Source organism: Microbacterium sp. NPDC056234 (assembly GCF_042267585.1).
GTDB lineage: Bacteria > Actinomycetota > Actinomycetes > Actinomycetales > Microbacteriaceae > Microbacterium.
Window position 1 is genome coordinate 782694 of the sequence record NZ_JBHJTE010000001.1, and the last position, 23210, is coordinate 805903.

Consider the following 23210-nt stretch of genomic DNA (forward strand, 5'->3'; position numbering starts at 1 on the left):
TCCATCGCTTTGGTGGGGCGCGGGGTGTAAGTGCGGGTTCCCATAAATAACAACCATATGTGCGCGGGTGGCGCGGCTCGCGGACCTTCCGGTTCGCGACCCGCGCCATTAGCGATAGTCGATAATGAACGTAAGATGGTGGGTATGGCAGAAGCACTGGCTCCGCAGGGACTGCAGCGAGGGCTGCTCTCCGACCAGATCTACCTGATGATCAAGGCGATGATCAAGGATTCCAGCCTCGCTCCGGGCGAGCAGCTCGTGGAGTCCCAGCTCGCCCGTCAGCTCGAGGTCAGCCAGGCGCCCGTCCGCGATGCGCTCAAGCGTCTGGCGCACGAGGGGCTCGTCTCCCACATCCGCCATCAGGGCAACTTCGTCGCGACCTACACCGACGACGAGGCCGCTCAGGCCAAGATCGCGCGCGTCGAGCTCGAGGGCCTGGCCGGCCGATTGGCCAGCGGCAACCTGGATGCGGATCGCCGCGCGGAGCTGGTCACTCTCATCGAGCAGATGCACGCGGCGGCGGACGACTCCGACCTGCCCGCCTTCCGAGAGCTGGACTTCGTGTTCCACCGTGCCGTGATCGAGGCCAGCGGCAACGTGTACCTCCCCAAGATGTGGGACCTGCTCGAACCCAGCCTGCGCGTCATGCACGTGCTCGGCGACCCGACCTTCACGGGCGACTGGCATGAAGTCGCCGACTGGCACCGCGGACTCCTGGACGTCCTCGACGCCGGCGACCCCGAGGCGGCCTCGGCGCTGTTCCGGCGGCACGCGGCGGGAACGCTCCTCGAGGATCAGGACGCGCCGAGCGCGTAGACCCGATCGGCGGTGCCGTGCCAGACGGCGTCGGCGTCGTCAGGACCCAGCCCGGACAGCATCAGCGCGGTCGCAGCGATCACCGCCCCGTGCGGGAGATGCCGAGCGGACATCGGCCAGTCGCTTCCGAACATCAGCCGGTGCGGGCCGAAGGCGTCCAGCGCGGTATCCGAGATCTCCCGCAGCTCGCGATCGGTCCGCGCTCCGACGACGCCGGAGAGTTTCGCGTGCACGTTGCTCCGTCCGGCGACGTCGAGGAGATCGGAGCGCCAGCGGGTCGTCGAAGCGGCGTTCCCGAGCCCGAGGTGGCACAGCACGATACGCAGGCCGGGATGCCGGTCGGCGAACGCCGCGACCCCGGTGAGCTGCTCGGGGCGGATGAGGAACTCGAGGATGCGATCGGTGCGGACGAGGCCGTCGGCCATGGCATCCAGTCCTGCGACGTCGGACAGGTCGGCGGCGTACTGCGGGATCGCCGCGCGGAGGCCGGCGACGAGCGGGTCCAGGGCCGGCGTCGAACCTCCGGCCCACCAGCCGGGAACGGGCGAGTACTGCAGCACGATGCGCGGCACCATCCGGCTCTGCGTCGCCTGGGCGGTGAGCCACGTGGCTTCGGCCATGGTGTCGGCCGCCTGCACGGCGATCGCGGCATCCACGACGGCTTCGGCTTCCAGATCGGCGGCCGTCACGATCGGTGCCAGCCCCGAGCCCTCTCGGAACCAGGACAGCCGGTGCCGCGTGCGATCCCAGAGGTGGACGTGGGCGTCGACGATGCGCACGTCAGGCGGCGGCGATCCGGTCGAGGTCCGACCAGAGCGCGGCGGGGATCCGGGCGCTCGCACTCGCGGCGAAGGCGGTCACCTCCGACGGGGTCCGTGCGCCGACGACGACGCCTTCGACGTCGTGCCGGAACGCGTATCGCACCGCGGCATCAGCCAGGTTCACACCGGCGGCCAGGCAGCTCTCCTCGAGCCGCAGGGCCGTCGCGAGCGTCGCCGGTGCGGCGGGGTGGTAGTCGAAATACGCGGCGCCGCGCGGGTCGGCGAGGATGCCGGAGTTGTACACGCCGGCGGCGATGACACCGATGCCGCGCGCGGCGGCCGCGGGCAGCAGGTCGTCGAGAGCGGTCCTGTCCAGGAGCGTCAGCCGGCCGGCCTCCATGATGACGTCGACCGGTGCCTCGATGGCGAACCGGGTCAGCGGCTCCGTCCGCACCATCCCGACGCCGAGAGCACGGACGACACCCTGGTCACGGAGTTCGATCATCGCGCGCATCGCACCGGACAGCGCGGCATCCACGTCCTCAGGATCGTGCAAGTGCAGCAGGTCGATCCGATCCGTGCGGAGACGCTTCAGGCTTCCCTCGACGCAGCGCCAGACGGCGTCGTAGCCGACATCGCTCACCAGCCCGGCGCCGCTCGCGCCGACGGGCACCTCGGTGCCGTCGGCGTCCACGATCATGCGCCCCACCTTCGTCGCGAGCGTCACCGTGTCTCGATCGACGCCCGCGAGCGCCGCGCCGAGCTTGCGTTCGCTCTCACCCGCGCCGTAGTTCGGCGCGGTGTCGAAGAAACGGATGCCGTGGGCGAGCGCGGCCTGGACGGTGGCGGCGGCGTCATCGTCACCGACCGCGCTGTAGAGGTTGCCGATCGGTGCGCAACCCAGCCCGAGATCGTCGCGGAAGCCGTCGGCTTCCGTCAGCGGACGGAGGGCTGCGCGGAACGCCATGCCTCGTACTCCTCACGGCTGTCCGGGGTCAGGGGGTAGTAGTCGCTCAGACGCGCGCCCTCGTCCAGGCGTTGACGGCTGAAGCCCTCCCATTCCTCGTGGTCGCGCGCTGAATCGACCACGCTCGACGCCATCGCCCTGGGGACGATGACCGGGCCGTCGTCGTCCGCCACGACCAGATCACCCGGCATGCACAGCGAGCCTCCGACCGCGACCGGCACGTCGTATCCCCACGGGGTCAGCTCGGACTGCGAGGCGTAGTGCGGTGTCGTCCCGGTGGACCACACAGGGATGCCGAGCTCGCGGATCTTGCCCGAGTCGCGGATCCGGCCGTCGACGACGATGCCGGCGCCGCCCTTGCGGGCGAAGTAGCGGGCGAGGATGTCGCCGATGCACCCCGAGAACCTGCTTCCGTACGCCTGGATGACGAGCACGTCACCGGGCTGCACGGCCTCCAGGACGTGCCAGAGGGCGGTGTGCCGTTCGGCGTACTCCTGACCGTGTCCTGAGGCGAGATCCTCGCGCTGCGGCATGAACTGCAGCGTCAGCGCCGAGCCGACGACGCGTTGACCGGGGGACAGCGGCACCGGTCCGTCCACGTAGCTGTGACGGATGCCGAGGCCGTGGAGCTTCGCGCACGCGGTGGCGGAGGAGACCTGATCGAACGAGGACATCAGCTCGGCGGACGGCCGCTCGTACATCGGCCCTCGGACGGGCAGGGCGAAGTCGGGGCGGATCAGGGAGGTGTCGCTCATGATGTTCCTTCGTCGGTGCGATGATGCGGTGCGGACTGCGTCCGCGTGAGGGTCAGGGTCAGTTCGGCGGCGTGGGCCGGTGCGAGTTCGACGGTCAGCCGGCCGTCCGGACAGTCGATGGTCCGCGTCGACGGTGCCGTGCGGATGCCGGCGTAGGCGCCGCTCGGACCCGGGTAGCCGTCTTCGCCCTCGCCGATGACAGTGGCGCTCGCGATGCGGGCACGGGAGAATCGTCCGGCGCGGATGCGCACACGGCCGGTGCGGGTCGTGGACGTGTTCACCAGGCGGACGCCGATGGCGTCGGATTCCAGCCTGTCCACGAGCGCGGCGACGTCCCGCGGCAGTCCCGGGCGACCCAGGTCGTCATCGAAGTAGTCGACGGCCGAGAAAGGCAGTCCGCCGTTGTAGAGCACCTGCGGCGTGCCGGTGATGAGCTGGGACAGCACCTCTGTCACGACGGGGTTGACCCGTTGCCAGAAGTGCAGGTGCGCGCCGTCCGGGTCGTCGCCGTCAGCGCGCATGAGCGCGACACGGCGAGCCACCTGGCCGAGCGCCATGGCGAGCGCGCGCTCCGGATAGTCCGGCAGCTCTCCGCCGAGGAATCGGATCCAGCCGGCCTCGTGACCGGCCTCCTCCTTGTCCCGGAACTCGCCGACGAGGTCGGCGGCCGCGGGCAGCCCGTCGATCGCGCGATCCAGGCGTGCACGATCGGCATCCGATCGGGTCCACCACCACAGCCAGGTGGGTAGATCCAGCTGCAGCGGACCGAAGTCGAACCATCCGTCCGCGCCGTGGCGGTACGGCACGAGAAGGCCTTCGTCCGCGGATGCCTCGCCGAACCGGGATCTCCACTCATCGCGCAGACTGTACGTCGTTGCATCCACGCTGCCGCGGACGCCGTGATCGAGGACGACGTCGAGCATCGTCCGCACCATGTCGAGAGGACGATCGTCGTCGGCGATGAGCGCGGCGTTGAGCGCGCCGATGAGGGCGCTCATGCCGACGGAGTGGAGCCCGTGCGGCCACGCCCATCCGTAGTGGCCACCCCACCAGCGTCCTCCCTGGAGCCCGCCGACGGTTCCATCGGGGGCGACGTTGTCCGGCAGCAGGCCGCTGTTCGCCGCGGCCCGCGATATCCAACCGTCGACGTAGTGCGTCACCCAGGCGGCTGCGCGGTCGTTCCCGTCATAGAGCCAGGCGTTGGTGACGAGCGATGTCGCGGCGAGATTCACCGCGACGTCTCCCGCGGCCCTGCGCTGCATCTCGTCTGCCATGCGGTGCGCGTTGCTCGGGTCGGCGAGGTCATCCCATTGCGCGATCCCGTCGATACCCTGCACGGGCAGTCCGTACGGGAGCATCTCCGCCAGCGCAGCGGAGTACGGACGCGGGTCGCCATCCTCGAGGCCGCTCCGGGGACCGAGCGCCCCATTGTGCGGTGCGCGGATGATGTTGCGCTCGGCGTCGTAGTTCCCGTGCCGGGGATCGGTGTACAGGGCCGCGAACCGGCGCGCACGCTCGGCGAAACGCTCATCGGCAGGGTCGGCGGCGCAGATGCCGAGGAAGAGCAGCATCGACTCGCCCTGATGGAACCAGTCGTACCCGTTCTCGTACTCGTCGGTGAGCATCCCTGCGGCCGAGAGCTGGGCGGTGACACCCTCCCAGTGCCGCTTGGCATCGATCAGCGCGGCATCCGGCCCGCCGAGCAGATAGAAGGCCGGCCAGTTGAAGAACGGCTCGTACAGGTCGTCGACGCCATCGCGGTCCTCGAAGGCGGCGATTCCGCGCAGACTCCCGTCCTGGTTCGTGTACCGCTCGACGAAGAGCCGTCTGGCGTCCTCGATCTCGTCGAACAGCCGGCGCTGCAGGACGGCCCACGCGGGCATCGATCGCAGCGGAGTCGTGTGGGAGGTCGTCGACATCCTCAGCCCTTCGTCGCACCGGTGACGAGACCGCCGATGATGTGCCGCTGCATGATGATGAAGAAGACCATGGCCGGCAGCACGGCCAGCAGCAGCGTCGGGAACACGACCGTGTAGTCGGTGGCGAACTGCCCGACGGCCGCGTACACACCCGTGGTGACGGTGTAGATGCCCGAGCTCGGTCCGAGGATGATCTGAGGGCTGACGAAGTCGTTCCACACCCCGATCGAATTCAGCACGACGACGGTGGCGACGATCGGCCGCATGACGGGGAAGATGCAGGACCAGAACGCCCTGATGCGCCCTGCGCCGTCGAGGGCCGCAGCCTCATCGATGTCGCGCGGAATCGTGCGGAGGTAGGCCGCGAACAGGAAGATCGTCACGGGCAGCGTCGCCGCGGTCTCGAAGAGGATGAACCCGGGGATCGTGTTGATGAGTCCGAGCAGACGAAGCACGAAGACGACGGGGATCAGCGTCACCTGCCCGGGGATGAACAGGCCGGAGACGAACAGGAGCAGCAGTCCCATGTGCCACTTCGACCGGCCGCGGGCGATGACGAACGCCACCGGTGCCGCGAGTGCGATGCAGCAGACGTTGACGAGACCGACGAAGAGGAGCGTCACGCCGTACGCGGCGATCACGTTGAACTTCGAGCTCGTGATCGCCGCCCAGAGGTAGTCGAAGGTGAAGGTCGCCGGGTCGAAGCCGAGCGGGTTGGCGATGATCTCGGCCTGCGGCTTGAAGGCGTTGACGACCATCGTGTACAGCGGCACGAGCATGAGCAGCGCCACGGCACCGAGGATGATCCAGCGGACCACGCGGGCGGGGACGGGGGCGGAGGTGCGGGCGCTCATCAGTCGGTGACCTTTCGCTCTGCGCGGCGGCGGATGAGAGTGACGCTCAGTCCCAGCACGGCGGTGACGATGAGCAGGATGACGGACTGCGCCGCGCCGAAGCCGAGGTTCGAGTTCGCGAAGCTGTCCTTGAGGATCTGGTAGACGATGGTCTGCGTCGAGCCGGCCGGTCCGCCGTCCGTGAGGGAGAGGACGATGTCGTAGGCCTTGAGGAGCCCGACCAGGGTGAGGACGATGTTGACGGTGAACACGGGGGCGATGAGCGGGAGCGTGATGTTGCGGAACTGCTGCCAGCGGGTCGCGCCGTCGACCGTCGCCGCCTCGTAGTACTCGATCGGGACCGACTTGATTCCGGCGAGGAACAGGATCATGTTGAACCCGAAGTGCGACCAGACGATCGTGAAGATCACGCAGGCCCTGGCGAAGTCGGGCTCGACGAGGAACGGCATCGCAGGGAGCCCCAGCGTCGTCAGCATCCCGTTGACGGCGCCCTCGGGGGCGAGCATCGCCGACCACAGGAAGCCGATGATCAGGGCGCTGATGACGTAGGGGTAGAAGAAGATCGTGCGCAGCAGGGTGTTCGATCGGCCGGGGCCCGAGATGAGGGCGGCGATGGCGAGACCCACCACGTTGCACAGGACCGTGCCGATGACAGCGATGATCCCGGTGAAGATGGCGGCGTCGACCGAGCGGGGGTTGCGGAACGCCTTCAGATAGTTGTCCCACTCGACGAACGTGAAGTTCAGGCTGTACCCGTTCCAGTTCGTGAAGCTGAGCACGAACGCGAGGATCATCGGGATCACGAACATGAGCAGGAAGACGATGACGGCGGGCGCCGCCATGAGGAACCCGGGGACGGCATCCCGCACGCGCGTGGCGGCCGACTTCCCGCGTCGCGGGGGAGGCGGTGCCGCGGCGGCCGGCGGCTCGGCGGTGTCCGGTGGGGCGATCATGGTCTGGCTCATCTTCGAGATCCTCTGTCGTGCGGGCTCCGGGTGCGGCGCGCGCCGCACCCGGAGCAGGGCGTCAGCTCGCGTTCGCGAGGAACCACGCGTCCATGGCGTCGAGCATCTCCTGCGCGGAGGTGCCGCCGATCAGCGCCTGCGTCTGCGTGTTGAGTTCGTTGGAGTACTCCGAGGGCAGCGTGCGCTCGCCGTAGCCGTTGCCGGTCGGCGTGTACGCGTCGGCCGGGGTTTCGGCGACGATCGCGAGCAGCTCCTCGCCGAGCGGCGTCATCTCGTACTCGTATCCGTCGCGGAAGTTCCCGTCGACGGCGAGCTGGCTGCTGACTGCGTCCTGATCGGTGACGAGGTACTCGATCAGGTCGGCCGCGGCATCCTGGTGCTCGCTGGACTTCATGATCGAATACGGGCTGGCGATGTTGGCGCCCATCGACGGCTGCGAGCCGGCGTCGAACGCGGGAGCGCGGAAGACGCCGATGTCGGCGGAATCCGCCGCGTTCGCCTGCGTTCCCGCGAACCAGCTGCCCATCGAGTACACCGCCGTCTTGCCGGAGAGGAACGCCTGCTCGGCATCCGGGTACTTGATGCCGAGGGCTTCCTTCGGGATGTAGCCCTCGGCCACCCACTCCGCGTAGGTGTCGACGGCCTGCTTGTACGTGTCGCCGAACGTCAGCTCACCCGCGCTCATCTCCTGGAACCAGTCGGGGTACTCGGTGATGATCGACGGGAGGCCGAGCGTCTGCAGCGTGTGGCTGGTCATCCAGTCGCCGCCGGTCTGCACCGGTGTCCAGCCGGCCGTCTTCAGCTTGCCGAGCGCTTCGGTGAGCTCGTCCACCGTGGTGGGGGTGCCGGTGATGCCCGCTTCGGCGAAAGCGGTCTTGTTGTAGAAGAACAGGCTCTGCAGCTGCACCCCGATGCCGGCCATGTAGTGCTTGCCGTCGATCGTGTACTGCTCGGCGAGCGGGCCGGAGGTCGCCCAGTCGTACTCGGACAGATCGACCAGTTCGGGGGCGATCTCGGTGGTGGGAGCCATGGACTGGACGATGTCCGGGGCGTCGCCCGCCGCGAGCAGCCGCGGAACGGCAGCGTGCACGCCCTCGGCGCCGGGGTTCTGGATGACGACGTCGATGTTGTCGTGCTCCTTCTCGAAGGGGGCGACGAGATCGTTCCAGTACTCCTCGGTGAGGTTCGGGGTGACATTGACGAGCATGCTGAGTTCGATCTTCTCGTCGCTGTCCGCCGGAGCGGACGTGGCACAGCCGGCCAGCGCGAGAGAGGCGACCGAGGCGATGCCCAGCGCGGTGAGGTGACGGCCCTTGATCATCGTTGATCCTTTCGTGGTGCACGGGAGGGATGTCCCGAACATACACTAATCGATAATCGTTTGTGAAGCGTCAACGCGAGATCGTCGACCCCCGCTCACATGATGACAGCGCACGGGCATCGGCGAACGACACCCCCCTTGTCGATGTCCGAAGGGCGGAGCAGACTGGCCGCGAGCATTCGGCAGAACGGCCGCGAAGGCCCGACGGAAAGGCGAGAGAGATGGCACACGGAGACATCACGCACATCGACATCCCGGTGGGGGATATGGCGCGCGCGACGACGTTCTATTCGACTCTGTTCGGTTGGCAGATCGCCGAGCTGCCTGGCTTCGAGGGCTACCCGATGTGGCAGGCGCCGAACGGCATCTCCGGCGGCGGGCTCGCCCCGCGTGATCCGGGCTTCACGCAGCCGCGATCGTACGTCGAGGTCGACTCGATCGACGAGACGATCGCCGCTGCGGTGGCGGCGGGCGGCAGCGTCGCGGCCGAGAAACAGCCGATCACGGACACGAGCGCGTGGGCGGTCATCGTCGATCCGGACGGCAATCACATCGGCCTTTTCGAAGGCGTCGTCGGGGGCTGACAGTCGTCACCACCATCGCCGCTTCGCGTCGTCCACCTGCGCGGAATGCGACGCGGAGTGACCGCGGATGACGACGTCTCCTCATGGGAAATGAGCGGGTCCCTACTATCGCCGCATGGACGTGACACTGGACATCACGCTGCTCAGGACGTTCGTCGCGATCCGCGAGCACGGCGGGTTCGGGCGGGCGGCGGAGGCGCTGCAGTGCAGCCAGCCCACTGTCAGCCAGCATGTCCGAGTGCTCGAGCGACGGCTGGGTCGCCCGCTCGTGGAGAAGTCCGGCCGCATCGCGCGTTTCACGCCGAGTGGCGAGCGGCTGCTGGTCGAGGCGCGCCGCATCATCTCCGTGCACGATGAGGCGCTGCGGCATCTGACGGAGGGATCGGCAGGGTCCGCCGAGAGCGGTGCGGCCGAAGCGTCCCCGGACCCCGGTGTGCACACCGGGGTGGAGCTGTCCTCGTTCCTGCGGTACGTCGCCGACTGCGCTCCACAGCTGCTGTCCGAGTGGACCGCCGCCGGTAACACGCCGTCACGCGCTGACACGTTCCGACGTGTGTGACCTCGCGGGTGTGCCCTGGGCCGGGGCGCCCTCACGCGCACGATCCGCGTCGTGACGCGCGATCGGGCCGTCCGAGCGCTCATGCATCAGGTTTCGTGATCGGACGCCGCGGGAATCGCTATTGGACGCCGGGAACCCGCTCCACGCAGGATTCCCAGCACCCCCACCGAGCGAAAGGACCCCGTCATGCTCCTGTCCAGATTCCGCCGTCGACGGTCGGCGAAGCAGATGGCCCTGATGTCCGGAGCGATCATCGGGCTCACCCTGCTGGCCGGCTGCGCGAGCGCGAGCTCCGCCGCGCCGGAGCAGCCATCCGCGTCCGAGCCGCTGCCGACCGGAGCGCCGAAGGACGGCACAGAGTTGCGCATCGCCGGTCGAACGACGCAGCTGCAGCTCGAGCTCGCCGGAGAAGACCTCGAGGGCCCGGGGTTCACGGTGGCCGAATGGGTCAACGCGGCGGCCGGGCCGGACGTCATCCAGGCGTTCCGCGCCGGTGCGCTCGACATCGCGAGCAATGCGATCATCCCGCCCATCCAGGCTCACGACATCGGATTCGACGCGACGATCGTGAGCGTGCTCGAGCGTCCGCTGCCCGGCTACGTGTTCGCGAGCGCCCCCGGTGTCGATCTGAGCGACTGGGAGGATCTGCGCGGCAAGAGGATCGCCTTCTCGCAGGGACAGTCGCAGGGCGACACGGTTCTTCGGACGCTGCAGGCGGCGGGCATCGGCTACGACGAGGTCGAGTTCGTCGAGCTGCCGAGCACGCAGTTCCTCACGGCGCTGCAGGGCGGACAGGTCGACATCGCCCCGCTGTCGGAGCCCGCCGTGACGAAGTACATCGACCAGTTCGGAAAGGACGGAGCCGACGCACTGCTCGCCGAGGTCCCCGATCTGCTGACCGTGCTGTGGGTGCCCACCACCGTGCTGGAGGACGAGGAGAACGTCCGTGCTGTGCGCGACTACATCCGGGTGTGGGCGCAGGCGCAGGTCTGGGCGTGGGAGCATCCCGACGAGTGGAAGCAGTTCTACTTCGTCGACACCGAGGGCGTGACGGCCGAGGACGCCGACCGCATCTGGGAGTTGGCGAGCAAGCCTTCGTTCCCGACCGACTGGGACACGGCGGTCGAATGGGCGCAGTCTTCGGCCGACCTGCTCGCCGATGGCGGGTTCATCGAGGATGTGGATGCCGAGGTGCTGTTCGATCGCCGATTCGAAGGAGACGCCGCGGCCGCGGTGTCCGACGAGTACGTGACGGAGGACTGACATGTCTTCGATCAAGCTGACGACCCGACCCACCGCTGTGGTCACGGCCCCGGCGGCGCAACCGGCACCGAGTACGACGCGGCCGGGCTCCGACCTCGTCCTGCAGTCGCGACGCCACCGCCTCGGGCGGGGGCGGTCGCTGCCGGGTGCGCGCCTGCTCGGGCCCTTTCTCATCGTCGTGCTCTGGTTCGCGGCATCCTCGCTGGGACTTCTCGACCCGCGTCTGCTCAGCGGCCCGGGGACGGTCGCGGCGACCGCATGGCAGCTCATCGCCGACGGAACGCTCGCCGAGCACGTCGGAGCGTCGCTGTCGCGGGCGCTGCTCGGCCTCGTGATCGGCACCGTGACGGGCGTGGTGCTCGCGGTCATCGCAGGGCTCAGCCGACTCGGCGAAGCCTTCGTCGACGGCACGGTGCAGGTCAAGCGGGCGATCCCCGTGTTGGCGCTGATCCCGCTGCTCATCCTGTGGCTGGGCATCGGCGAGGAGTTCAAGGTGACGATCGTCGCCCTCGGCGTCCTCGTGCCGATCTACATCAACACGTACAGCGCCCTGACCGGCATCGACACCAAGCAGATCGAGCTCGCCGAATCGCTCGGGCTGACGCGGTGGCAGTACATCCGCTTCGTGCTCGTGCCCGGTTCGCTGCCCGGCTTCTTCGTCGGCTTCCGCCTCGCGGTCGTCGGATCGTGGATGGCCCTGATCGTGGTGGAGACCATCAACGCCACCTCCGGCGTCGGCTACATGATGGCGCAGGCACAGCTGTACGCCCAGTCGGACATCATCCTGGTCGGCCTCGTCGTCTACGGCGTCTTCGGCTTCGTCTCGGACGCCCTCGTCCGACTCCTGGAGAGGCGGGTGCTGTCATGGCGACGCACGCTCGCGAGCTGACCACGGCCGTCGGCACGGCCGTCCGCACCGTCGGACTGCGCCGATCGTTCGGCGACCGGGACGTCCTGGACGGCATCGACCTCGAGATCGCGCGCGGCGAGTTCGTCGCCCTGATCGGGCGCAGCGGCTCGGGAAAGAGCACTCTTCTTCGTGCCGTCGCGGGCCTGGACGACACCGTCGACGGATCCGGAGAGGTCTACGTCCCCCGTCGCGTCTCGATGGTCTTCCAGGACTCGCGGCTGCTGCCGTGGCTGCGCGTGCTCGACAACGTCGTGCTCGGACAGTCCGGAGCCATCGCGCGGGAGCGCGGACGCGGAGTGCTCGCCGAGGTCGGGCTCGCTGGCCGGGAGCGCGCCTGGCCGCACGAGCTGTCCGGAGGCGAGCAGCAGCGCGCGGCACTGGCTCGGTCCCTCGTGAGCGAGCCGCAGCTGCTGCTCGCGGATGAGCCGTTCGGGGCCCTCGACGCGCTGACCCGCATCCGGATGCATGGCCTGCTGCGGAACCTGCTGCGCGTCCACCGTCCCGCCGTGCTGCTCGTCACGCATGACGTGGACGAGGCGCTGCTGCTCGCCGACCGCGTGCTCGTCATCGACGGCGGACGGTTCTCGCTCGATCTGCGCATCGAGCTGCCGGACCAGCGCACGCCGGCCGACCCGGAGTTCGCTCGCCTGCGCGCGCTCCTGCTGGCCTCGCTCGGAGTGCAGAGCGACACGGTCACCGACCCCACGACATCCACGACGACCGAGGAGATCTCATGAGCACCACGCGACAACTGCACTTCAATCTGTTCCTGCACGACACCGGGCACCACGAGGCATCCTGGCGTCTGCCGGAGTCCGATCCGAACGCCCTGCTCGATCTCGCCTACCACCAGCGGCTCGCGAAGATCGCCGAGGAGGCGAAGTTCGACTCCCTGTTCCTCGCCGACTCGCCGGCGCTGTTCGGCGAGGTGGGTCGGCGTCCTGTCGGCGGATTCGAACCGACCATCCTCTTGACCGCCCTCGCCGTCACCACCTCGCGGATCGGGCTCATCGCCACGGCATCCACGTCGTACAACGAGCCGTTCAATCTCGCCAGACGCCTGTCGTCGGTGGACTGGATCTCGAACGGACGGGCCGGCTGGAACATCGTCACGACGGCGGGGGACGCCGCGGCCCGCAACTTCGGACTCGATGATCAGCCGCTGCACCGCGACCGGTATGCACGTGCGTCCGAATTCCTCGAGGTCGCGACCAAGCTCTGGGACTCATGGGAGGACGATGCGATCATCGCGGACAAGGATGCCGGGGTGCACGCGCGTGCGGATCGGGTGCACGCGATCGGGCATCGCGGAGAGCACTTCCGTGTCGAAGGCCCTCTGAATTCACCGCGCAGTCCGCAGGGGCACCCGCTGCTCGTCCAGGCGGGGTCGAGCGAGAACGGCAAGGCGTTCGCGGCCCGCTGGGCGGAGGCGATCTTCACCGCCACACCGACGATCGAGGAGGCACAGGAGTTCTACGCCGACATCAAGCGTCGAGCGATCGAGAACGGACGCGACGCTGAGCAGGTCAACGTGCTCCCAGGGCTCGTGCCGATCATCGCCGACACCGAGGAGGAAGCGCGCGAGCTCGAGGCAGAACTCGATCGGCTCATCGCGCCGGAGTTCGCGCGCGACCAGCTGGAGAAGGTGCTCAAGCTGTCGCCGGGGTCGCTGCGACTCGACGAGCCGTTGCCGGAGGACCTGCCCGGCGAGGACGAGATCGAGGGTGCGAAGAGCCGCTATACGCTGATCGTCGCCCTCGCCCGACGCGAGAACCTCACCGTCCGCGAACTGATCGGTCGCCTGGGCGGAGGCCGGGGGCACCGCACCTTCACGGGGACGCCGGTGCAGGTCGCCGATACGATCCAGCACTGGTTCGAGCACGGCGCCGCAGACGGCTTCAACATCATGCCCGCTGTCCTGCCCTCGGGGCTGGAGGTCTTCGTCGAACGGGTGGTGCCGATCCTGCAGGAGCGCGGGCTGTTCCGCACCGAATACACCGGCCGGACGCTGCGCGAGCACTACGGGCTGCCGCGCCCGGTGGGGCGCCGCGAGCTGACCGCGGTCGGATGATGCGACGCGCGGCGCCCTGAAGCGCCGCGCGTCGATTCGGCGCTCAGCCCGTCGCGCGTCGCGCGCGGTATGCCGCGACGGCGTTGCGGTTGGTGCAGGTCGTCGAGCAGTACCGCTTGGAGCGGTTGCGGGAGAGATCGAGGACGATCGCGTCGCAGTCGGCGTCCGCGCAGACGCGCAGGCGGCTGTCTTCGTGCGTCCGCACGACGTCGATCAGCGCCATGGCCGTCTCGATGAGGATCCGCTCCGGCAGGGGGCGGTCGTCGCCGATCGCGTGGAGGTGCCAGTCCACCTCGCCGTGCCGGATCAGGCGCGCATTCAACGGCACGTCGGCGAGGGCGTCGTTGACGTGGGCGACCATCTCGTCGCGCGGCGCCAGCAGCATCGTGCGCAGCCGGGCCCGCAGGGCGCGCACTGCGGCGAGTTCGCCGCCGTCGTGGTCGACGCGTCCCGTGTAGGCGTGTGTCGTGAGGAAGGCGTCGAGCTCGGTCGTCGACGTCAGGGTGTCCGGATGCTCCGCACTGTTGACCAGCTCGACGGCGGCGCTCAGCGATGCCTCGGTGTCATTGGTGAAGAGCACGTTGACAGCTTACATCGCGCGGGGCTAGCGTCATTGGTCATGAGCGTTATGACAAGTGACACGGCGCACCGCTCCCGCGTCGGCGTCGGCCTCGCGATCGCGATCGGCGCGGCGTTCTCGTTCGGGATGTCCGGGGCCTGGGCGCGCGGCCTCATCGATGCGGGATGGACCCCCGGTGCCGCGGTGACGCTGCGCGTCTGGGTGGGTGCGCTCGTGCTGCTCGTCCCCACGCTCATCGCACTTCGAGGGCACTGGTGGGCGGTCCGCCGAAACGTCGGCATGGTTGTCGCGTACGGGCTCCTGGCTGTTGCCGCCACCCAGCTCTTCTACTTCCAGGCCGTCGCGCGAATGGATGTCGGAATCGCGCTGCTGATCGAGTACACCGCACCCATCGCCGTCGTCGGCTGGCTGTGGCTGCGTCGGGGAGAGCGGCCGACGCGGCGCAGCGTCTTCGGCGCCGTCATCGCGTTCGCAGGGCTGATCCTGATGCTCGACGTCGTCACCGGTGCCAGGGCTGATCTGATCGGAATCCTCTGGGCTCTCGGCGCGATGGTCGGAGCGGCGAGCTATTTCCTCCTGTCGGCGCAGCGCGACACGGGCATCCCTCCCGTCGCCCTGGCCGGGCTCGGTCTGCTGCTGGGTGCCGTCGCCCTGACGCTCGCCGGGCTCGTCGGCGTGCTGCCCATGTCCTGGACCACGGGGGAGATCGCCTACCGGTTCGGCAGCGTGCCCTGGTTCATCCCTGTCCTCGCGATCGGAGTCGGTGCTACGGCCCTGGCGTACGTCCTCGGGATCGTGTCGACGCGGATGCTGGGGTCGCGGCTGGCCTCGTTCATCGCGCTCGCGGAGGTGGTCGCGGCGATGTTCTTCGGCTGGCTGCTGCTCGGTCAGCTCCCCGATCTGCTGCAGGGCATCGGTGCGGTGCTGGTGCTGGTCGGCGTGGTCGTGGTGAAGCTCGGTGAGCCTGCGGCATCCGAACTCGTGGAACCGCTGCCTGAGAGGCCTGCCTGAGTCCGCTTTCTGTATACGCTCGGGGCGGATCCTGGGGTTTAGCGCCTCCGCGGCCCTGTTTGTGTATACGATGAGGTCATGCGAGCGAGCGACAGGGCTTACGCCGTGCTCCTGGACGAGATCCAGTCCGGAGCGCTGGCACCGGGCGCCGTGCTCGCGGAAACCGATCAGGCCGCCCGCCTGGGCGTGAGCCGGACGCCGTTGCGCGAGGCGCTGCAGCAGCTGACGCTCGACGGGCTCGTCGTCCAGCAGTCGCCCCGTGTGACCGTCGTCTCGGCGGTCGATGTCGACGACATCCGCTCCCTGTTCGAAGCCCGTCGCGCGCTCGAAGAGGCCGCGGCGCGCCTGGCCGCGCAGCGCGGCGACGCTGCGGCCTTCGCTGCGCTCGCGGCCGACTTCGCGGGCGTCGATCTCGCCGTCGGTACCGGCAAGGACGACTACTACGCACTCATCGCGCGGTTCGATCATGCGATCGATCGGGCCGTCGCCAACGACTACATGGCGGCGGCACTGCGCACCGTCCGCACACATCTCGTCCGCGTGCGCCGGATGGCGCGAGACAAGCCGGAGCGTCTCGCCGCGTCGGTGGGAGAGCACCGCCTCATCGCCGAGGCGCTCGCCGACCGCGACGGCGAGCTCGCCGCCCACGCGACCCATGTGCACCTGCGCAACGCCCTCACGAGCATCCTCGAATCCCTGACAGACACCGAAGGACAGCCATGACCGTCACCCACCACGTCCGCGTCTACCGTTCCGAAGAAGAGCTGGTCCGCGAGGAGCAGCTCGCCTGGCGCATCGCCGAGGTCGCCGCCGACCCGGCCGAGGTCGACGCCGAGGTCGTCGACATGATCATCAACCGCATCATCGACAACGCGTCGGTGGCGGCGGCATCCCTCACCCGCGCACCGATCGTCGCGGCGCGAGACCAGGCCTTCAGCCACGCGGTCTCCTCCGGCGGGCAGGGCGCGACCGTGTTCGGCGCCGCACTGGACCGGCGCACGAGCCCCGAGTGGGCGGCGTGGGCGAACGGCGTGGCCGTGCGCGAACTCGACTACCACGACACGTTCCTCGCGGCCGAGTACTCGCACCCCGGTGACAACATCCCTCCGATCCTCGCCGTCGCCCAGCACGTCGGATGCGATGGGCGGGCGCTCGTCCGCGGCATCGCGACCGGGTACGAGATCCAGGTGGACCTCGTGAAGGCGATATCGCTGCACAAGCACAAGATCGACCACGTCGCGCATCTGGGGCCTGCGGCCGCCGCCGGCATCGGAACCCTGCTCGGACTGGACGTCGAGACCATCTACCAGGCTGTCGGGCAGGCGCTGCACACCACGACGGCCACGCGCCAGAGCCGCAAGGGCGAGATCTCCACGTGGAAGGCGCATGCCCCGGCGTTCGCGGGCAAGATGGCGGTCGAGGCGGTCGACCGTGCGATGCGCGGCCAGACCTCGCCGTCGCCGATCTATGAGGGCGAGGACGGCGTCATCGCCTGGATGCTGGACGGCAAGGATGCGTCGTACGACGTGCCGCTGCCCGCCGCAGGCGAGGCCAAGCGTGCGATCCTCGACACCTACACCAAGGAGCACTCCGCGGAGTACCAGGCGCAGGCGTGGATCGACCTGGCGCGCAAACTGCACCGGGAGCACCCTGAGCTGACAGACCCGGCGAACGTCGCGGGCATCGTGCTGCACACCAGCCATCACACGCATTACGTGATCGGCTCCGGTGCCAACGATCCGCAGAAGTACGACCCCACCGCGTCGCGCGAGACGCTTGACCACTCGATCCCGTACATCTTCGCCGTCGCCCTGCAGGACGGCGCCTGGCACCACGTCGAGTCGTACCTGCCGGAGCGGGCGGCGCGCGCCGACACGGTCGAGCTGTGGCAGAGGATCACCACCGCGGAGGATGCCGAGTGGACCCGCCGCTACCACTCGATCGACCCTGCGGAGAAGGCCTTCGGCGGGCGCGTCGAGATCGCGCTCGCGGACGGTTCGACGATCGTCGAGGAGATCGCCGTCGCGGACGCGCATCCGCTCGGCGCACGCCCGTTCGCGCGAGCCGACTACATCGCGAAGTTCCGTCTTCGCGCCGAACCCGTGCTCGAGGCCGCGGAGATCGAGCGCTTCCTGGAGCTGGTGCAGCGCCTGCCGGAGCTGACCGCCGCCGAGGTGCAGGAGCTGTCGATCATCGCGAAGCCCGGCATCCTGTCGACCGAGCCCGCCACGACGGGCCTCTTCTGATGCTGTATTCCACGACGACACCCGCCGAGAAGCGGCGGCTGTTCCGCGAGCGCCTCTCATCCGGTGAACTGCTGCGCTTCCCCGGCGCGTTCAATCCCCTGAGCGCACGGCTGATCGAGCAGAAGGGGTTCGATGGCGTCTACATCTCGGGGGCTGTGCTGTCGGCCGATCTGGGGCTGCCGGACATCGGTCTGACGACGCTCACAGAGGTCGCCGGTCGTGCGCAGCAGATCGCGCGGATGACGGAGCTGCCGGCGATCGTCGACGCCGACACCGGTTTCGGCGAGCCGATGAACGTGGCCCGCACGATCCAGACCCTCGAGGACGCAGGACTCGCCGGCACCCACATCGAGGACCAGGTGAACCCCAAACGCTGCGGTCACCTCGACGGCAAGTCCGTCGTCGACGAGGACACCGCGATCAAGCGGATCCGGGCCGCCGCCGACGCCCGCCGTGACGAGAATTTCCTGCTCATGGCTCGGACCGACATCCGCGCCGTCGAAGGGCTGGATGCCGCGATCGATCGCGCGAAGGCGCTGGTGGATGCCGGCGCCGACGCGATCTTCCCCGAGGCGATGCGCGACCTCGGCGAGTTCGAGGCGATGGCCTCGGCGCTGGATGTGCCGATCCTCGCCAACATGACCGAGTTCGGCAAGTCCGAGCTGTTCTCGACGGATCAGTTGCGCGACGCGGGGGTGAACATCGTCATCTGGCCGGTGTCGCTGCTGCGGACCGCGATGGGCGCGGCCGCCCGCGCACTCGATACGCTGAACGAGCACGGGCACCTCACCTCGAAGCTGGGGGAGATGCAGCATCGCGCAGACCTCTACGATCTGATCGACTACGAGTCGTACAACCACTTCGACTCCGACGTCTTCAACTTCGCCATCACGAAGGAGTGAGCATGACCGAGCCCGAGATCCGCAAAGGCCTGGCCGGGGTCGTCGTCGACACGACGGCGATCAGCAAGGTCAACCCCGAGACGAACAGCCTGCTCTATCGCGGGTACCCCGTGCAGGAGCTGGCTGCGACTCAGCCCTTCGAAGCCGTTGCCTACCTGCTCTGGAACGGTGAGCTTCCGGATGCGGATCAGCTCGCGGAGTTCCGCGCCACGGAGCGCGCGCATCGTGCCCTGACCGATCAGGTCAAGGCGACGATCGATCTGGTTCCGCTCGAGGCGCACCCCATGGACGAAGTGCGCACAGCGGTCAGCGTCATCGGCGCGACCGACGCGGCGGGGTCAGCGTTGGACGCACAGGCGAGCCCCGAGGAGAACCTCGCTCGGAGCATCCGCCTGTTCGCCGCTCTTCCGGCGATCGTCGCCTACGGTCAGCGACGCCGGCGCGGTCAGGAGGCGATCCCACCGCGCGATGACCTCGACTACTCCGCGAACTTCCTCTGGATGACGTTCGGAGAGCTGCCGGACCCGGTCGTCGTCGACGCGTTCAACCGCTCGATGATCCTGTACGCGGAGCACTCGTTCAATGCGTCCACCTTCACTGCCCGCGTCATCACCTCGACGCTGAGCGATCTGTACTCCGCTGTCGTCGGGGCGATCGGGGCGCTCAAGGGTCCATTGCACGGCGGCGCCAACGAGGCCGTACTGCACATCTTCGATGAGATCGGTGAGGCCTCGAAGGTCAAGGACTGGCTGGATGCCGCGCTCGCCGAGAAGCGCAAGATCATGGGCTTCGGCCACCGCGTCTACAAGAGCGGCGACTCACGTGTTCCGACCATGAAGTCTGCGCTGGACACCCTCGTCGAGCACTACGGCCGCACCGACGTCGCCGAACTGTACGACGCGCTGGAGTCGGAGTTCGTCGCGCGCAAGGGCATCTATCCGAACCTCGACTACCCGTCGGGGCCGGCATACAACCTCATCGGGTTCGACACTCTGACCTTCACGCCGTTGTTCGTCGCCGCGCGCGTCACGGGCTGGACGGCTCACGTGATCGAACAAGCGGGAGCCAACGCGCTGATCCGTCCGCTGTCCGCCTACGATGGGCCCGAGGAGCGGCACGTCGAGCTCTGACGCATCAGAACGTCTCTACAACGTTGTAGACTGGCGCTGAAGAGGGGTGGATCATGGCTGCGACGCTGCACGATGTCGCGAGACTCGCGGGAGTCTCGATAAAGACCGTGTCGAATGTCATCAACGACTATCCGCACATCCGTCCGACGACCAGGGAGAAGGTCGAAGAGGCGATCGCGGAGCTCGGATACACGCCGAACCTGACGGCGCGCAATCTCCGTTCGGGACGCACTGGCGCGATCGCGCTGGCGCTCCCGGACCTGAGTCTCGCCTACTTCGCCGAACTGGCGGCTCAGGTGATCCACGAGGCCGAAGCCGCAGGCGTGGTCGTTCTCGTCGAGCAGACCGGTGCCGATCGCGATCGCGAGATGGATCTGCTGCGCAGCCCTCGCCTCAAGCTCACCGACGGCCTGATCTTCAGCCCACTCGGCATGGGCCAGGAGGATGCCGCGGCACTGGACGTCTCCTACCCGCTGGTGCTGCTCGGCGAGCGCATCTTCGACGGGCCGACCGACCACGTCACGATGCGCAACGTCGAGGCGGCGAAGGCGGCGACCGAGTATCTGCTGCGTGCCGGACGGCGCCGCATCGCCGTCGTCGGCGCGCACGAGGGCGAGGTCATCGGATCGGCCGCGTTGCGTCTGCAGGGCTATCGGGAGGCGCTGGCGGATGCCGGCATCGCGTACGACGACTCGATCGTCGGCTACACGACGCTCTGGCATCGCGCGAACGGCGCCGATTCGATGCGCGAACTGCTCGCCCGAGGGGTCGAGTTCGATGCGGTCTTCGGGCTGAACGACACTCTGGCGCTCGGCGCCATGCGGGTTCTGCAGGAGGCGGGCAAGCGCGTCCCGGAGGATGTCGCGGTGATCGGATTCGACGGGTTGGACGAGGCGGAGTACTCGATCCCCTCGCTGACGACCGTCGATCCGGGGCGCGAATGGATCGCCAAGACCGCGGTCGCCACGCTGCTCGAGCGCATCGGTGCAGGCGAGGAGAAGCCCGCCGCTCGCACCCTCCTGGCCGACTTCCGCATGCTCGAGCGCGAGTCGGCTCCCGCCCGCACCTGATCTCAACTCTTGGGGTGGATCGCGGTCGACTCGCGCGCGACGAGGGCGAAATCCACGAGCAGTCGCTGCGGCCCGGGCTGCATATCGTGCGCGAACTGCTCCGCGAGAAGACGCACCGCGGTCTCCGCGATCTGATGGCTGCCGAGGTCGATGGTCGTCAGCGAGGGCAATGAGTACTTCGACTCGGCGATGTTGTCGATCCCGATCACTGCGACGTCGGCGGGGATGCGTCTCCCCGCATCTCCGAGTGCTCGCATGGCGCCCAGCGCGAGACTGTCGTTGAACGCGAACACGGCGTCGAAGCTCACCCCGCGCTGCAGCAGCTCGAGCATTGCGGCTGCGCCGTTGACCTGATTCCACGGGTCGGCCTCGACGATCAGAGCGTCGTCCCGGTCGATGCCTGCGCGGCTGAGCGCCGATCGGTAGCCGGCGAGGCGCTGCGCGGCTCCGCCGTGCGTGTCTTCCGAGCGCGCGCCGATCGCCGCGATGCGCCGCCGACCTGTGAGCAGCAGCTGCTCGGTCGCCAACGCCGCGGCGGCCCGCTGGTCCGTGCTGATGTGGATGGTCGCACCGCCGACCGGATGGTCGCCGAGCACGATGGTCGGCAGGGTCAGGCGGACGGACCGCAATTCCTCGGCATGATGATCCATCGGATTGAAGATCAGGCCGTCGATGTGTTGAAGGCGCGGGCTGTCCAGGAGCGCGCGTTCGCGTTCCAAGCTCCCGGTGCGTTCGATCTGAACCACCAGACCGTGCCGCTCGGCTGCCGTGATGGCCGCCTCGGCGAGCTCGGCGAAGTAGGCCACCGTCAGGCTCGGGATGGCGAGCCCGATGACGCCGCTGCGACCGGATCGCAGGTTGCGCGCGGCGAGGTTGAGCTTGTACCCGAGCTGGGCGATGGCGCCCTCGACTCGTGTCCTGGTGGCCGCGCTGACGTTCGGGTGATTGTTGATCACGTTCGAGACGGTCTTCGAGGAAACCCCGGCCAGTCGCGCCACGTCCTGCATCGTGGGCTGGCTCGTTGCACGCTCCATCGTCATCGCCTCATGTTACATCGATGAACAAGATTCGCTTGACAGCCGGCGAACCGGCCTGCACTCTTGATTTACATCGATGAACTACATCGATGTAAACGCGCTTCTGGGGACGCGGAACTCGCCAGGAATCATCGCTATCAAGGAGGACAGCATGTCAATTTTCCGGAGGAGGGCGCGTGGCACCGTCGGTCTCGTGGCCGCCGCGGCGTTCGTGCTCACCGGATGCTCAGCGTCGGGTTCGAGCGAGTCCGACGGGTCGCCGACGGTGGTCAATGTCTGGCACGGCTTCACCGAAGCGGACGGGAAGGTCGTGCAGGCGATCGCCGACGACTTCAACGATTCGCAATCGCAGTACGAGGTCAAGATCGAGGTGAATCCCTGGAACGTCATCTCGGACAAACTGCTTCCCGCGCTGAAGTCCGGCAATGGTCCCGACCTCGTCGTGCAGACCGTCGATGCCGCGCAGGGGTACGTCAAGCAGAAGGCCTTCGCGCCGCTCCAGGACTTCTACGACGACCCGGACAATGAGACGGACACGTACCACCCGCACGTCGTGGAGTACACCGAGTTCGACGGCGAGCAGTTCGGGGTCCCGATGGGCTATGCGCCGTTCTCCATCTGGTACAACAAGCAGATGTTCGCGGATGCGGGCATCACCGAGTTCCCGGAGACCTGGGACGAGCTGATCGCCCTCGCCGAGCAGTTGACGACGCCGGAGATCTTCGGGCTGTCGCTCGCGGACAAGCAGAGCACCTTCCTGCCGACGATCCTGCAGAGCGGTGGAGGAGAGGTCGTCGAGGACGGCGAGATCGTTCTGGACACGCCGCAGAACGTCGAGACGCTCGAGTGGTGGCGAGACCAGTACGCCAAGGGCTGGACTCCGACGAACATCGGCCTCGCCGATGCCGTCGCGCTGTTCACGGGAGGCAAGGCCGCGATGACCTGGATCGGGCCCTGGGTGGTCACGGGGGCGGATGCGGCAGGCATCGAAGTAGGAGAGTTCCCGGCACCGGCCGGCTCCGAGAAGGTGGCGACTCCCGCTGCCGCGAACTACTGGTGGCTGACCAGCCAGGGGGCGGATGACGCCGACGTCAAGGCGGGTGCCGAGGCATTCCTCGCGTACTTCAACTCGCACGATGCGCAGGTGCGCTGGGCGCTGGAGGCGAACTATCCGCCCAATCGCACGGATGTGACCGTCGACGAACTGGCGGAGAACCCGCTGATCGCGGCGCTGACGCCCGAGGCGAAGGATGCGTACATCGCGCTCGCCACGATCCCCGGCGGTGCGACCGACGTGAACGCCGAACTGGACACGCTGTCGGTGCACATCGCATCCGGCTCCGGTGGCGACGTCGCCTCGTTGGTGAAGGAAGCCGACAAGAAGCTCAAGGACATCGTCGCGCCTTTCCAGTGATCGTCTGAGCCTGCGTGGGCCGGCGATCGCCGTCTGGAAGAACTTCGGCTACTTCATGGTCATCTTCCTCGCCGG

General features: G+C 68.2%; 23 protein-coding genes. 14 read left to right on the forward strand and 9 right to left on the reverse strand.

Annotated elements, in window-relative coordinates; all coding sequences use genetic code 11:
* The first annotated feature begins 144 nt into the window (after positions 1-144).
* Entirely contained in the window at positions 145-816 is a 672-nt protein-coding gene (locus ACFCYE_RS03885) for a GntR family transcriptional regulator (protein ID WP_376176442.1), read from the forward strand.
* Here the strand turns inward: ACFCYE_RS03885 and ACFCYE_RS03890 are convergent.
* From ACFCYE_RS03890 to ACFCYE_RS03920, 7 genes are all read right to left on the reverse strand, one after another.
* A complete protein-coding gene (locus ACFCYE_RS03890) occupies positions 795-1595 on the reverse strand; it encodes an amidohydrolase family protein (RefSeq protein WP_376176444.1) in 801 nt (266 codons plus the stop codon). The genes ACFCYE_RS03885 and ACFCYE_RS03890 overlap by 22 nt on opposite strands.
* Before the next feature lies 1 nt (position 1596).
* Positions 1597-2544, reverse strand: a complete 948-nt coding sequence (locus ACFCYE_RS03895; protein WP_376176446.1) for an aldo/keto reductase — start codon at positions 2542-2544, stop codon at positions 1597-1599.
* Entirely contained in the window at positions 2514-3299 is a 786-nt protein-coding gene (locus ACFCYE_RS03900) for a ribonuclease activity regulator RraA (RefSeq protein ID WP_376176448.1), read from the reverse strand. Before ACFCYE_RS03900 ends, ACFCYE_RS03895 begins: the two co-directional genes overlap by 31 nt.
* Entirely contained in the window at positions 3296-5218 is a 1923-nt protein-coding gene (locus tag ACFCYE_RS03905; RefSeq protein WP_376176450.1) for a hypothetical protein, read from the reverse strand. The genes ACFCYE_RS03900 and ACFCYE_RS03905 overlap by 4 nt, the downstream gene beginning before the upstream one ends.
* A gap of 2 nt (positions 5219-5220) precedes the next feature.
* Entirely contained in the window at positions 5221-6072 is an 852-nt protein-coding gene (locus ACFCYE_RS03910; protein ID WP_376176452.1) for a carbohydrate ABC transporter permease, read from the reverse strand.
* Complete coding sequence (locus ACFCYE_RS03915; protein ID WP_376176454.1) at positions 6072-7037, reverse strand: carbohydrate ABC transporter permease; 966 nt, start codon at positions 7035-7037, stop codon at positions 6072-6074. The genes ACFCYE_RS03910 and ACFCYE_RS03915 overlap by 1 nt, the downstream gene beginning before the upstream one ends.
* A 61-nt stretch (positions 7038-7098) precedes the next feature.
* Complete coding sequence (locus ACFCYE_RS03920; RefSeq protein ID WP_376176456.1) at positions 7099-8358, reverse strand: ABC transporter substrate-binding protein; 1260 nt, start codon at positions 8356-8358, stop codon at positions 7099-7101.
* A gap of 221 nt (positions 8359-8579) precedes the next feature.
* Here ACFCYE_RS03920 and ACFCYE_RS03925 point away from each other — a divergent pair, with 221 nt between their 5' ends.
* The 6 genes from ACFCYE_RS03925 to ACFCYE_RS03950 all read left to right on the forward strand — a co-directional run bounded on the left by ACFCYE_RS03925 (position 8580) and on the right by ACFCYE_RS03950 (position 13745).
* Positions 8580-8942 carry a VOC family protein gene (locus tag ACFCYE_RS03925; RefSeq protein WP_376176458.1) on the forward strand — a complete coding sequence of 121 codons (363 nt, stop codon included), beginning with the start codon at positions 8580-8582 and terminating at the stop codon, positions 8940-8942.
* 115 nt (positions 8943-9057) lie between these two features.
* Positions 9058-9501, forward strand: coding sequence for a LysR family transcriptional regulator (locus ACFCYE_RS03930; protein ID WP_376176460.1), 444 nt, complete (start codon positions 9058-9060; stop codon positions 9499-9501).
* 186 nt (positions 9502-9687) lie between these two features.
* The gene (locus tag ACFCYE_RS03935; RefSeq protein WP_376176462.1) at positions 9688-10764 is read left to right on the forward strand and encodes an ABC transporter substrate-binding protein; all 1077 of its coding nucleotides are present in this window, start codon (positions 9688-9690) and stop codon (positions 10762-10764) included.
* A gap of 1 nt (position 10765) precedes the next feature.
* Positions 10766-11653 (forward strand): ABC transporter permease, encoded by an 888-nt coding sequence (locus ACFCYE_RS03940; RefSeq protein WP_376176464.1) that lies wholly within the window; start codon positions 10766-10768, stop codon positions 11651-11653.
* Complete coding sequence (locus ACFCYE_RS03945; RefSeq protein ID WP_376176466.1) at positions 11629-12411, forward strand: ABC transporter ATP-binding protein; 783 nt, start codon at positions 11629-11631, stop codon at positions 12409-12411. The genes ACFCYE_RS03940 and ACFCYE_RS03945 overlap by 25 nt, the downstream gene beginning before the upstream one ends.
* Entirely contained in the window at positions 12408-13745 is a 1338-nt protein-coding gene (locus ACFCYE_RS03950; protein ID WP_376176468.1) for an LLM class flavin-dependent oxidoreductase, read from the forward strand. Before ACFCYE_RS03945 ends, ACFCYE_RS03950 begins: the two co-directional genes overlap by 4 nt.
* Positions 13746-13788: 43 nt before the next feature.
* Here the strand turns inward: ACFCYE_RS03950 and ACFCYE_RS03955 are convergent, their stop codons facing one another.
* Positions 13789-14325 (reverse strand): CGNR zinc finger domain-containing protein, encoded by a 537-nt coding sequence (locus ACFCYE_RS03955; protein ID WP_376176469.1) that lies wholly within the window; start codon positions 14323-14325, stop codon positions 13789-13791.
* A gap of 39 nt (positions 14326-14364) precedes the next feature.
* On the opposite strand from ACFCYE_RS03955, the gene ACFCYE_RS03960 reads away from it, so the two are divergent.
* From ACFCYE_RS03960 to ACFCYE_RS03985, 6 genes are all read left to right on the forward strand, one after another.
* Positions 14365-15336 (forward strand): DMT family transporter, encoded by a 972-nt coding sequence (locus tag ACFCYE_RS03960; protein WP_376176471.1) that lies wholly within the window; start codon positions 14365-14367, stop codon positions 15334-15336.
* A 78-nt stretch (positions 15337-15414) separates the two neighbouring features.
* A complete protein-coding gene (locus ACFCYE_RS03965; protein WP_376176473.1) occupies positions 15415-16059 on the forward strand; it encodes a GntR family transcriptional regulator in 645 nt (214 codons plus the stop codon).
* Positions 16056-17582: an MmgE/PrpD family protein gene (locus tag ACFCYE_RS03970; protein WP_376176475.1), complete on the forward strand. Its 1527-nt coding sequence runs from the start codon at positions 16056-16058 to the stop codon at positions 17580-17582. Before ACFCYE_RS03965 ends, ACFCYE_RS03970 begins: the two co-directional genes overlap by 4 nt.
* Positions 17582-18484, forward strand: a complete 903-nt coding sequence (prpB, locus tag ACFCYE_RS03975; protein WP_376176476.1) for a methylisocitrate lyase — start codon at positions 17582-17584, stop codon at positions 18482-18484. The genes ACFCYE_RS03970 and prpB overlap by 1 nt, the downstream gene beginning before the upstream one ends.
* A 2-nt stretch (positions 18485-18486) precedes the next feature.
* Positions 18487-19614, forward strand: coding sequence for a bifunctional 2-methylcitrate synthase/citrate synthase (locus ACFCYE_RS03980; RefSeq protein WP_376176478.1), 1128 nt, complete (start codon positions 18487-18489; stop codon positions 19612-19614).
* A gap of 53 nt (positions 19615-19667) precedes the next feature.
* Positions 19668-20684, forward strand: coding sequence for a LacI family DNA-binding transcriptional regulator (locus tag ACFCYE_RS03985; protein ID WP_376176479.1), 1017 nt, complete (start codon positions 19668-19670; stop codon positions 20682-20684).
* 2 nt (positions 20685-20686) lie between these two features.
* Here ACFCYE_RS03985 and ACFCYE_RS03990 read toward each other — a convergent pair whose 3' ends face one another.
* Positions 20687-21724 carry a LacI family DNA-binding transcriptional regulator gene (locus ACFCYE_RS03990; protein WP_376176481.1) on the reverse strand — a complete coding sequence of 346 codons (1038 nt, stop codon included), beginning with the start codon at positions 21722-21724 and terminating at the stop codon, positions 20687-20689.
* Positions 21725-21872: 148 nt separating this feature from the next.
* On the opposite strand from ACFCYE_RS03990, the gene ACFCYE_RS03995 reads away from it, so the two are divergent.
* The gene (locus ACFCYE_RS03995; RefSeq protein ID WP_376176483.1) at positions 21873-23135 is read left to right on the forward strand and encodes an ABC transporter substrate-binding protein; all 1263 of its coding nucleotides are present in this window, start codon (positions 21873-21875) and stop codon (positions 23133-23135) included.
* Positions 23136-23210: the final 75 nt, after the last annotated feature.